The sequence below is a fragment of the Vagococcus sp. WN80Y genome, from assembly GCF_059621045.1.
In genome coordinates this window covers 32,020-43,564 of the sequence record NZ_JCAQHY010000158.1, presented here as the reverse complement: position 1 = coordinate 43,564, position 11,545 = coordinate 32,020, and the positions used below count along the sequence as shown (strand labels likewise).

The 11,545-nt window shown below is 40.1% G+C and carries 10 protein-coding genes; 8 read left to right on the top strand and 2 right to left on the bottom strand.

The annotated features are described in order from the left end of the window. The first annotated feature begins 232 nt into the window (after positions 1-232). From AC5KOD_RS13420 to efp, 4 genes are all read left to right on the top strand, one after another. Positions 233-829 (top strand): glycoside hydrolase family 73 protein, encoded by a 597-nt coding sequence (locus tag AC5KOD_RS13420; protein ID WP_496915073.1) that lies wholly within the window; start codon positions 233-235, stop codon positions 827-829. Between the two features lie 37 nt (positions 830-866). Continuing rightward, positions 867-1,514 carry a response regulator transcription factor gene (locus AC5KOD_RS13415; protein ID WP_496915072.1) on the top strand — a complete coding sequence of 216 codons (648 nt, stop codon included), beginning with the start codon at positions 867-869 and terminating at the stop codon, positions 1,512-1,514. After that, complete coding sequence (locus tag AC5KOD_RS13410) at positions 1,456-2,898, top strand: sensor histidine kinase (protein WP_496915071.1); 1,443 nt, start codon at positions 1,456-1,458, stop codon at positions 2,896-2,898. Before AC5KOD_RS13415 ends, AC5KOD_RS13410 begins: the two co-directional genes overlap by 59 nt. Before the next feature lie 236 nt (positions 2,899-3,134). Beyond that, entirely contained in the window at positions 3,135-3,698 is a 564-nt protein-coding gene (gene efp, locus AC5KOD_RS13405; RefSeq protein WP_496915070.1) for an elongation factor P, read from the top strand. Positions 3,699-3,751: 53 nt separating this feature from the next. Here efp and AC5KOD_RS13400 read toward each other — a convergent pair whose 3' ends face one another. Further along, positions 3,752-4,309: a helix-turn-helix domain-containing protein gene (locus tag AC5KOD_RS13400; RefSeq protein WP_496915069.1), complete on the bottom strand. Its 558-nt coding sequence runs from the start codon at positions 4,307-4,309 to the stop codon at positions 3,752-3,754. A gap of 288 nt (positions 4,310-4,597) precedes the next feature. Between AC5KOD_RS13400 and hypD the strand changes: the two genes are divergently transcribed. The 4 genes from hypD to AC5KOD_RS13380 all read left to right on the top strand — a co-directional run bounded on the left by hypD (position 4,598) and on the right by AC5KOD_RS13380 (position 10,297). After that, positions 4,598-7,000 (top strand): trans-4-hydroxy-L-proline dehydratase, encoded by a 2,403-nt coding sequence (hypD, locus tag AC5KOD_RS13395; RefSeq protein ID WP_496915068.1) that lies wholly within the window; start codon positions 4,598-4,600, stop codon positions 6,998-7,000. Between the two features lie 42 nt (positions 7,001-7,042). Next, the gene (locus AC5KOD_RS13390; RefSeq protein WP_496915067.1) at positions 7,043-7,819 is read left to right on the top strand and encodes a glycyl-radical enzyme activating protein; all 777 of its coding nucleotides are present in this window, start codon (positions 7,043-7,045) and stop codon (positions 7,817-7,819) included. Between the two features lie 22 nt (positions 7,820-7,841). Next, the gene (gene proC / locus AC5KOD_RS13385; RefSeq protein WP_496915066.1) at positions 7,842-8,645 is read left to right on the top strand and encodes a pyrroline-5-carboxylate reductase; all 804 of its coding nucleotides are present in this window, start codon (positions 7,842-7,844) and stop codon (positions 8,643-8,645) included. A gap of 467 nt (positions 8,646-9,112) precedes the next feature. Then, entirely contained in the window at positions 9,113-10,297 is a 1,185-nt protein-coding gene (locus tag AC5KOD_RS13380) for an RtcB family protein (protein WP_496915065.1), read from the top strand. 776 nt (positions 10,298-11,073) lie between these two features. On the opposite strand, the gene AC5KOD_RS13375 is transcribed toward AC5KOD_RS13380, so the two are convergent. Beyond that, entirely contained in the window at positions 11,074-11,538 is a 465-nt protein-coding gene (locus AC5KOD_RS13375) for a MarR family winged helix-turn-helix transcriptional regulator (protein ID WP_496915064.1), read from the bottom strand. Positions 11,539-11,545: the final 7 nt, after the last annotated feature.

Below are 11,545 nucleotides of genomic sequence, written 5' to 3'. Positions count from 1 at the left end.
GTAATTTATGACTTTCAAATACTACTTCAACTATCTGGATAACTTTTATTTAGCAAGTGATAGCGAGTTAATAATGATGTTCGACTTTGAAAACTTTATGAAAGCTCTCAAAGTCAAACGTCATTATATCACACTAAATTATGTTAAAAAAATAAATGCGAATTATTGACACAAAGTTGTCACAAAGAGAAGGTATGATAGGAGTATGACTAAATGAAAGAAGTGATCTAAAATGAACAAACAAATGAAAAATCAGATAAAAAGAAATCGTTGGTTAATCGGTATTTTGTTAATAACAGTAGTGGCGATTATTACCATAAAGATAGTGAATAGAGAAAAAACGGCTGACTGGGAAGCCTACTATGATGAGCTCTATTCAACGGCCTATCAAGGGGAATTTATTGAGAAAATTGCGGAGCCGGCCCAAACCTTACATAAGGAAACAGCTCTGTTTCCAAGTATTATCATTGCTCAAGCGATTCTCGAATCAGACTGGGGACAGAGTGATTTGGCAAAATCGGCTAACAATCTTTTCGGTGTGAAGGGAGAGCATGACAATCAGTCTGTTACGATGGCGACGGATGAATATCTTGATGGCGAACGGGTGACGATTAATGACACGTTTAAAAAGTATGACACTGTTCAGCAATCCATGGAGGATCATTTGGCTTTTCTTGAAGGAGCAAGCTATCAACCTGTCCTAATAGCAACCAATTACAAAGAGGCGGCAGAATCGATCCAAGCAGGTGGATATGCAACAGATCCTAATTATGCCCAAAAGCTGATTGAATTAATTGAACAATTTGAGTTATACCAGTATGATGTGTAGGAGTAGTTACGGTAATAAATAGCAGGGAGGAATTAGGATGGCTATTTTATTAGCTGAGGATCATCCAGATATGCAGCAGATTGTGTGTCGTTATTTGGAAAAAGCGGGCTATCAGGTCTTTTTGGCAAATGACGGGGAAGAAGCACTGACTATTTTTTATCAAGAATCAATCGAATTAGCGATTCTTGATTGGATGATGCCTAAAAAGAGTGGACTTGAGGTCTTAAAGGAAATCAAGCGTCAGAGTAAGGTGAAGGTGCTGATGCTGACAGCGAAAAATATCCATGAGGATCAGCTGACCTCCTTAAGTCTAGGGGCAGATGATTATGTGACGAAGCCTTTTCATCCGCAAGTTCTCCTGCTACGTGTTAAAAAGCTTTTAGGCGTGACAGATCAAGTCGTGATAGGGCAAGGTCTTTTTAACTATTCACAAAGAGAAGTTGTAGTAGCAGGACAGACGCTACCTCTAACTAAGATTGAGGCCGATTTATTGCATTTTTTTGTCCAGAATCCCAAGCAAATACTAACTCGGGAGCAGCTTCTATTCCATGTGTGGGGCATTGATTATGAGGGCGATGACCGGACTGTAGATACTCATATCAAACGATTGCGGGAGAAAATCGGCTTTGAGACAATCAAAACCATCAGGGGAGTTGGCTATCAAATTGAAACCGAAACCGTATAAGATAAGTGTGAGATTGGCCATGGGGTTATTTGGTGTGCTGTTGTTAGTTTTTATAGTATTATTACTGGCGACACGATTCTTTTTACCACATTACTACTTGTTTCAAATGGATAAGAAGGTTGAAACATCTTTAGTAGCGTTAAAAAAAGAGTCCTTAGACCAAGCTGGTATTGAACAAAAATATGGTGTGACGGTTGTTAGCAGTGATCCTGACAAATTTGTGTTAAATGATTTAAATGATGATTTACTCCTAAAATTGAATCGAAAAGGAATTGCACTTAGTCGGTTTTGGCTAACGCAAGAAAATTTGGATGAATTAATAGAAGGTAATAAAGAGGAGTTGACAATTAACTACGATCAGCCAAAGCAAAAATCGGCTTTTCTAGCTAAAATCACGCTGATCGATCAGCAGATAGTTATTGTTGGGACGTCAATGGCGCACTTTTCGGAGACCGCTTCAATCATGACCCACTTCTTTTTTATTTCTTTAGGGGTGATTTTATTAGGAGCGATGACAGCAATTTATCTTATGACACGGCATCTCTTAGGTCCTTTGACGACCGTTAAAGAGAGTGCTGAGAAAATTACGGCACTCGAGTATGTCACAATCCCCACTTATCCACCTAATGAATTAGGCGAGTTGGCTCAGAGTATCAACACGATGAGTGACTCTCTTCAGAAAAATCAGGAGCGACTGACACAGCAAAATCAGCAAATTCGTCAATTGACAGCCGATTTGACTCATGAATTAAAGACACCCATTGCGGTTATTCAGGCCTACGCTGCTGGGATAGAGGATGGGATGGATGATGGGACTTACCTTCAAATCATTCTCAAACAGGTAGCGCAATTGGATTCGATTGTCTCAGATATGTTGAAATACAGTAAGCTCGGCCAACTAGAGTTTCCTTTAGTCGAGATAGATGCGAGGTCGATTTTGAGTCAGCAGATAAGTGAACTGACACCACTAGCTGACGTGTCTGGCAAAAGACTGGTGGTTACGGCTAATTTTGAGTGGCAAAAAGCGCCACTGCCCCTTTTAGGAAATGCCTATTTACTAAGTTTAGTCGTTGATAATCTCTTAAGTAACAGTATTCGTTATGCCACAACCTCTGATATTCAGATAGCCTTAGAGAGGGATGACGACGAATTAGTAGTAAGAATCAGCAATGAGTGGCTTGAGGCAAGTAGTGAGCAGGTAGCTGAATTGTGGCGGCCTTTTGTTGTTGGCGCTGATTCACGTAATAAATCACTGGCAGGAACAGGTCTTGGATTGGCTATCGTTGAAAATGCTCTGACTCAACTTGGAGCTAAGGCAGAGATTTCCATTGTCGAGCAGAAATTCACGGTCAGCGTCTATTTTAACTTGTTGGAAAGTGAGTAATCAGGCTTGCTTTTATCATGAAGAGAACTTATTAGCGAAAAGTTGTTGAAAAAATCGAGTGAAGCAGTGGTTTCCCCTAGAATAACCGCGATTAGTTTGTTACAATAAGTGAGAATTGTTTTTTACTATGAGGCGTCTTAACTAAGCTAGTGGATGCCACAGATAAAGAAGAATCGCTGGTTCCTAGGTTTACTGAGAGAACACAGCGTTACTTCAAGAAAAAGGAGAATCATACAATGATTGCAATAATTGATCTGAAGGCCGGCATGACCTTTGAACAAGACGGAAAATTAATTCGAGTGATGGAAGCTAGTCACCACAAACCAGGTAAAGGAAATACTGTAATGCGGATGAAGTTGAAAGACGTTCGCTCAGGTGCAACAACTGAAACGACAATGCGTCCAGATGAAAAAGTAAAGAAAGCCTTTATTGAAAATAAAGATGTTCAATACTTGTACAGCCAAGATGACATGGCTAATTTCATGGATTCTGAAACATATGAGCAGTATGAAATACCAACTGCGATTATTGAAGATGAATTGAAATACATGTTAGACAACATGGAAGTTAAAATTCAATTTTACGGTAGTGAAGTGATCGGAATTACCTTACCATCTACTGTTATTCTTGAAGTAGCAGAAACTCAACCGTCTATTAAAGGCGCAACTGTGACAGGTTCTGGGAAACCCGCTACGATGGAAACTGGTTTAGTAGTGAACGTTCCTGATTTTATTGAAGCTGGCGAAAAACTAGAAATCAACACATCAGAAGGTACTTACCAAAAACGTGTCTCTAAATAATTGAATAAAAGAAGCAATCTTTAGATCTTATAGATCAAAGGATTGCTTCTTTTTTAGTAGTCATTTGGGGTGTGAACCGCGATAAATTTTACGACAAGATTTGTGTAGTTTGCCCAGTTATGTGGGCAGTTAGATTTATAATGAGCTGAATCGCCAGGATAAAGCTGTTGTTCAGCGCCATCAATGATCAACGTTAAAATACCGTTTAAGACATAGATAAATTCTTCTCCTTCATGGGGATAAGTGGTGATGTGTTCATTTGTACTAGCTGGTAAGATTTCAATTATTTTAGGCATCATTAGTTTATCTTGTGGTGCGGGACTTAAAGATTTGTAGATGTGATCGTTAATAATGCGCAATAATTCTTGGTTATAGCTGCGAACAATCACCTCTTCATCTTCAGTGGTTTCGTTGAAAAAGTAAGTGACAGGCACATTAAATATAGCAGCAATTGATACGAGATGTTCAACAGCAATTGTTGTGACGCCCCGCTCAAACTGTGACAAAAATCCGACAGACATATTAAGTTTTTTGCTGAGATCGGCTAAGGTATAGCCTTGTTCTTTTCTTAACTTTTTAACTAATTCGCCAATATATTCGATGAGACTCACTCCTTTTTGTTAGGCTTTTATCCAAGCCGTAACGGGATATAGGGTTAATTACACTATAAATCAGTTTAGCTAAATGTCAAACAATTAAATGGTAAATGACATAAAAGTGAAAAAATGTCTTGATTTTTATTTATATGGATATATAATGATAGTTGAAAGCGATTAATTATTTTAAGGTGAAAAAAGATATGCTTGGATTCATTTTTATGAATTTTTTTACAATCTATTGTTACTTAATTCACAATAGCTGATTTTAATCAGTTAATTAATTATTTATGGGAGGTCAAGATGTCAACATTAACGTTAGAGCCAACACGTAGAGGATCAACAGAAAGAATCAAACGCCTGCGAGAAATTAGTGATCAAGAGTGTGTACCGTCCATTTCGATTGAACGTGCCGTTCTTTTGACAGAGGCGTACAAAAAATACGAAGGGACATGTCCAGCACCAATCCTACGAGGGAAAGTCTTTAAGTATCTGATGGAGCACCGCACGCTGTATCTTGAAAAAGGGTCATTGATTGTCGGAGAAAAAGGGCATAAACCATGGGCCGCACCGACTTTTCCAGAGTTGTGTTGCCACACCCTAGAAGATTTTGATAACATGGATAAGCGTGAAAAAGTTTTCTTCAAAGTATCTGAGGAAGACCGAAAAATTCAAGAAGAAGTGATTATTCCCTATTGGCACGAGCGGGCAATGATGACGCGGATGAATCGTTTATTACCTGATGAGTGGCATCGTTTATTTGATGCAGGGCTTTATACCGAGTTTTTGATGCAGCGTGGCCCAGGGCATACAGTAGCAGATGGGAAAATTTATCAACGTGGTTATCTGGACTACATTGATGCGATTGAGTCTGAGATTAGTCAACTAGATTTTAATACAGATATGGAGGCGCTGATTAAGCAGGAAGAGCTGGAAGGGATGAAACTCGTTTGTGAAGGAATGATCATCATGGGTGAGCGATATGCCGCACTAGCGAGAGAACTAGCGGAAGAGGAAAGCGATCCTCAATGGCGACAAGAGCTTTTAGAGTTGGCAGAGGTTTGTGGGGTTGTGCCAGCTCATCGACCACAAACTTTCCGCCAAGCGATTCAAATGTATTGGTTTACTCATATCGGTGTGACGGTAGAAATGAATAATTGGGACGCCTATTCACCAGGGAAACTAGATCAGCATTTGGAGCCTTTTTATGAAAAAGAACTAGCAGAAGGAACACTGACAAGGGAAGAAGCTTTTGAGTTATTAGAAAGCCTGTGGATTCAATTTAATAATCAGCCTGCGCCACCTAAAGTTGGGATTACATTGAAGGAAAGCGCCACTTATACGGATTTTTGTAATATTAATACAGGAGCACTGCGCCCTGATGGAACATCTGGTGTCAGTGAGGTTAGTTACTTAATTTTAGAAGTGATGGATGAATTAAAATTGTTACAGCCGAGCTCAAATGTGCAAGTTTCGCGGAAAACGCCAGAGAATTTTGTCAGAGAAGCGGCTAAAATCTCTCGAAAAGGCTGGGGACAGCCGGCTTTTTACAATTCAGATGCGATTATCCAAGAATTATTGAATATGGGAAAATCCATGGCTGATGCGCGTGAAAGTGGTGTGGCGAGTGGGTGTGTTGAGACTGGGACGGCTGGTAAGGAAGCCTATGTTTTAACAGGGTATTTGAATGTGCCGAAGGTTTTTGAATTGGTTTTAAATCGCGGGTACGATAGCTATACAGATAAGCAAGTGGCCCTTGATTTAGGAGCGCCTGAAGCGTTTCAGTCCTATGAAGAGGTCTACGAAGCTTTTAAGAAGCAGCTTAACTATGTGGTGGATGTCAAGGTGGCAGGTAATAACTTGATTGAGCGGATGTATATGCAGTATATGCCAGTTCCATTGCTATCAGTGATTACAGATGATTGTATCAAAGCTGGACGAGATTATAATAGTGGTGGTGCACGGTATAACACGAGCTATATTCAATGTATGGGAATTGCGACGATTACCGATTCTCTGGCTGTTATTAAGAAGCAGGTATTCGATGAGCAAGCTATTTCGATGACTGATCTAGTAGAGGCTTGTAAGGCTAATTTTATAGGGCATGATGATATTTTTGAACTAGTTCATAATGAGACGCCTAAGTATGGCAATGATGATGACTTTGCAGATGATTTATTGAAGGCGGTCAATGTGACACTTCAGTCAGTGATCGGTGGTCGCCCGACACCTAAAGGGGCTAAAACCATTGTTGAGTATTTACCGACAACCTGCCATGTTTATTTTGGTCAGGTGATGGAGGCGAGTCCGAATGGTCGTAAAGCGGGAATCCCTCTACCAGACGGCATTTCTCCTGAAAAAGGCGCAGACCGCTTAGGACCGACGGCAGTCATTAAATCCGCAGCCAAATTAGATCAATTGCAGACGGGTGGTGCGTTATTGAATCAAAAATTCACGCCAGACGTTGTCGCAGGTGAAGAGGGCTTGTCTCATATGGCATCATTATTGCGAGCGTATTTTGCCATGGATGGTCATCATATTCAGTTTAATGTCTTCGAAAAAGAAACCTTGATTAAGGCGCAAAAAAATCCAGAGCAATATGAAAATCTAATTGTTCGGGTAGCAGGCTATAGTGATTACTTTAATAATTTAGATAGAGCGTTGCAAGATGAAATTATTAATCGGACGGAGCAGCGATTTGCCTGATTTGGAAGTTAGAATCGATAAAAAAGTAGGAGAGGTGACAGGATGACGACACCTATTATTTTCAACATTCAAAAATTTTCAGTCCATGATGGACCGGGTATTCGAACGACCGTTTTTTTCAAAGGGTGTCCCATTCGGTGTGCGTGGTGTCACAATCCTGAAAGTCAGAGCTATCAGAGTGAATCGATGCCCAAATTGAATGGCAAGGACGAGTTGGTAGGCAAAGCCTATACAGTGCAGGAACTGGTTAAGGAGATTGAAAAGGATCACTTATTTTATGAGCAATCAGGTGGTGGCGTGACCTTGTCTGGTGGCGAGGTCATGACGCAACAACTTGACTATATCGAAGCCTTAGTAAAGGCGTTAAAGCGCAAAGGGATTTCTATTGCGATTGATACGTGTGGCGTTGCTTCTTTTCATCACTTTCAGCCAATCCTACCGTATGTCGATCTCTTTTTATATGATTTGAAGTTTATTGACAACGAACTGCACAAAAAGTATACCGGCGCTCCAAATGACTTGGTGCTAGATAACCTAAAGAAATTAAGCCAAGCCCAAGCCAATATTGATTTACGACTAATTTTATTAGATGGAATCAATGCAGACAGCGAGACGATGGCAAGAACTATTCAGTGGTTGCAAGCAGAACAGATTAATTTGACAGCGATTCATCTTCTGCCTTATCATGAATTTGGACGCGATAAATATCAGCGATTGAATCGTCAGTGGCAGCAGTTTGAGGCACCGTCTGAGGCTCGTTTAAACGAACTAAAAGAGCAACTAGAGCAGTACTATCAACCTGTGAAAATTGGGGGCTAATCTCTAAAAGTGAGGGAATAATATGACAAAAAAAATTGGTTTTATTGGCACAGGTAACATGGGTCAAGCGATTATCAAAGGGATATTAGGGGCAGGACTCTATCAGAGTGAGGCTATTATCATCTATGATGCCTATCAACCAGTAGTCACGCAATTAGTAAGTGAGTTAGGCGTAAAGTCTGCCGCAACAGAACAGGAATTAGCTGAGCAAGCTGATGTGATTGTTTTAGCTGTTAAGCCGATGATCATGACGAAGGTATTATCAATGATTAAGGATGAGATGACAGCATCGAAGCTTGTGATTTCCATCGCAGCAGGTGTAACCATTGCCACGATTGCGGAGTCGCTAGCACCACAAGCAAAAATTATCAGAGTGATGCCAAATACACCCGCGCTAGTCAATGAAGGGATGTCGTCGCTATCTGTCAATGAGGCGGTCACAGCAGAGGATCAGAGTTTGGCATTAGATATATTTAAGAGTTTTGGCAAGGTAGAACTAGTGCAAGAATATCTGATAGACGCAGTTGTTGGGGTGAGTGGTTCGGCTCCTGCTTATGTGTATCTATTTATTGAAGCCTTAGCTGATGGTGCAGTTTTAGCGGGCTTACCACGAGCTCAAGCCTATCAATTTGCAGCGCAAACCGTTTTGGGATCAGCTAAAATGGTATTGGAGTCAGGCAAGCATCCTGGCGAATTGAAGGATATGGTTTGTTCACCAGGTGGTACAACAATCGCAGCAGTTCAAGCCTTGGAAGAAGGGAAATTCAGAGCAACAGTTATGAATGCCGTTACTGCAGCAGCTAAGAAAAATCAAGAATTGTCTTAAGGTGGCGTGAAAGTAAGCTGTTCTTTAAGTGAACGTTAAATGATAAAAAAGGTTGACAGGTGGACTTAATGTCTTGTAAGATGGATAAAGTAAAGACAACTCTAATTAACAATTAGAGTTAAAACATATAAAGAAAGGAGGAAACGAGATGTTTGAACAATTGGTGAATGTAAGTGGATATAAGAGAAGTCAGGTTAGTGCTATCGATTTATTTAGTGTGAGAACAGCTCGTTCCTTCTAAAAAATAGCAAGACAAAGGCCGTACTTTTCTTAAGAGAGAGGTACGGCTTTTTGTGTACAAAAAATTAATGAGGTGAGACCTATGAGTGGAATAGTTAAAAAAATAATGACAGTAAACAAGAAAAATAAGGGTGGAGCAACTGAATATAGTGCTTAGAAGTGAGTAAGTTTTTCGAGGTAGTGACAGAGTTTGTTTCCCCTTTTAACTAGAAAGAGGAAAAAGAAACGTGATAACAATTAATGGAAAATATAATGAAGCCCGTGTTTATGCCGATCAGATAGATGATATAACAGTGGGACAATTAATGAGTTTATGCAATTTAGAAAGTTTGAAGGATAGCCAGATTAGAATTATGCCGGATGTTCATAGTGGCGCAGCTTGTGTCATCGGCACGAGTTTAACGATTCATGATTCTGTTATCCCTAGCTTGGTAGGTATCGATATCGGCTGTGGCGTGTACGTGGTGAAACTGGCTAAAAAGGGATTGAAGAAGAATTTTGATAAATTGGAAAGACTGATCAAGACGCGAATCCCGTCTGGTACAGGAAGTCATCAGCAGATGGTAGCCGAGTTTGATTATACTGGCCTAAAGGCACCAATTAACTATAAATCTACTCGTCGAAGTTTAGGTACTTTGGGAGGCGGTAACCATTTTATAGAAGTAGCTGAGGGAACGGATGGCGTTTATCTAGTTATTCATAGTGGTAGCCGTTCGTTTGGGAAAGAGGTTGCGGAGTTTTATCAAGGGCTTGCTTATGAGCAATGTGAACAGCGTAGACAGGAGCTAAAAAAAGGCTATCGTATCGAAAAAAATCGTGGGAATTTAGCAGAGTATGGGCGCCTAAAGGCTGAGCATCAAGTGTCGAAAATTTCTATTGAGCAAGCCCATTTAACTGGGCAAGGGATGGCTGATTATCTAGCAGATATGAGTATTGCACAAGCGTATGCGGCGGAAAATCGACGAGTGATGGCAGAGATTATTTTAAAAGGCATGAAATGGGAAAAGAAGATTCTTGAACGATTTGATTGTCCTCATAATTATGTTGATTTAGAACGAAAAATTTTGCGTAAAGGCGCGACGTCTGCGGAAGCGGGAGAACAGTTGATTATTCCGTTGAATATGCGTGATGGTAGTATTTTAGCAGTTGGAAAAGGTAATTCAGAATGGAATAACTCAGCGCCTCATGGAGCAGGGCGCTTGCTTAGTCGATCCGCAGCGAAGAAACAGCTGTCATTGGAGAAGTACGAGGAGACGATGAAAGGGATATGGACGCAATCAGTCTCCAGACAAAGCCTAGATGAAGCCCCTGGCGCTTATAAGAAGAAAAAGCAATTGCTTGTGCATTTGGCAGAAACAGCAGAGGTTAAGGAAATAATCAAACCCCTTTATAATTTTAAAAGTAACCATTAGTTAGAACGAAAGAGTGTTATTAAATGACTAATTTTCGATTGGGACGTGTCCGTAAAAGGCGGACGCGTCTTTACTATATAAGGTTCTATTTATTGGGTGATAAAGGGTGAGCCTACCGCTTTTTGGAGAGCTGGAAAGGTGAATATCTCGTTGTTTAGGAGATGTCCGTGTTTTCCGTACATGTAGTGATTAGTCTAAAAGGAATGTGTTATTTAGTCCGAGTTAACAGGATAGTTAAGTGGCGTCTAGGTGTTATTAATTAAAAAAATCTCGATTGATTCGCGTCCGTAAAAAGCGGACAGAGTGTAGAGTGTTGCTTCTCTATCTATGTAGGTAGAAATGCTGTTTCTACAGGTTTTTGAAGAGTAAAAAGAAAACCCTCTTGTTGTTTAGGAGATGTCCGTATTTTCCGGACTAGGGCTATTTTATAGATAAACTTTTAGTTATTTATTAACTTAGAAAAAGGGCACCCCATTTAAGTGTCGGTCTTCGTTTCAGAAACAAGGGGAACCAAAGGCCTGTTATCTACTAGTTATATCATATTTAGCTATTTGCTAACAGGCCATTTTAGGCGCTAACTTACCCTAAATGGGTTGTTTTATTAGCTTGATTAAGTCAGAAGGCCTTTTAGAGAAGGGATTCTGATTAAATAAGGCTTGTTTTTGAGGTAAATAAACTAAAATATGGTAAGTTAGCAATTCAACCAAATAAGAAGAGACAGACGTCCATTTTTTTGGCGTCCGTCTCTTCTTATTTGGTTGTTGGAACTTCTAATATTAGTTCCCTTTGATTTCTTGGTCAAGAATGGCGATGGCTTTACTTAAAAAATCATTAATCATGTGACGATCACCCTCATCATAGCTTCCAGCTAATTCTAGCATAGCCGAATTTAGTGACTCGTAGCTTGAGATGATTTCATCTTTGTCTTCGTAGGTTGGGACAATAATCACGCGACGGCGATCACTGGGATCTTTTTCGCGACGGGCGTAGCCGATTTTTTCCAGTCGATCAATTAAGGCAGTAATAGTTCCAGTTGATAAACCCGTTTTTTTACTTAATTCACCTGCGGTCAGTGGGCCAAGCTCATTTAGTAGGTCAATCGAAATGAAATCATTGCCAGAAATATCCAGTTGTTTGATGATAGTTTGTTGATAGAGAATGGTTCGTGAGCCAAGAGCACGCATTAATTGAGTTAATTGTTTGTGCGAAGGATCAGGTTTTGGGTCTTGATTCTTTGACAAATGTTGT

What these genes read in the sequence shown, in the direction of transcription:
- AC5KOD_RS13420 (WP_496915073.1), top strand. Translation starts at nt 233, where the DNA reads ATGAACAAACAAATGAAAAATCAGATAAAAAGAAATCGTTGGTTAATC.
- AC5KOD_RS13415 (WP_496915072.1), top strand. Translation starts at nt 867, where the DNA reads ATGGCTATTTTATTAGCTGAGGATCATCCAGATATGCAGCAGATTGTG.
- efp (WP_496915070.1), top strand. Translation starts at nt 3,135, where the DNA reads ATGATTGCAATAATTGATCTGAAGGCCGGCATGACCTTTGAACAAGAC.
- hypD (WP_496915068.1), top strand. Translation starts at nt 4,598, where the DNA reads ATGTCAACATTAACGTTAGAGCCAACACGTAGAGGATCAACAGAAAGA.
- AC5KOD_RS13390 (WP_496915067.1), top strand. Translation starts at nt 7,043, where the DNA reads ATGACGACACCTATTATTTTCAACATTCAAAAATTTTCAGTCCATGAT.
- proC (WP_496915066.1), top strand. Translation starts at nt 7,842, where the DNA reads ATGACAAAAAAAATTGGTTTTATTGGCACAGGTAACATGGGTCAAGCG.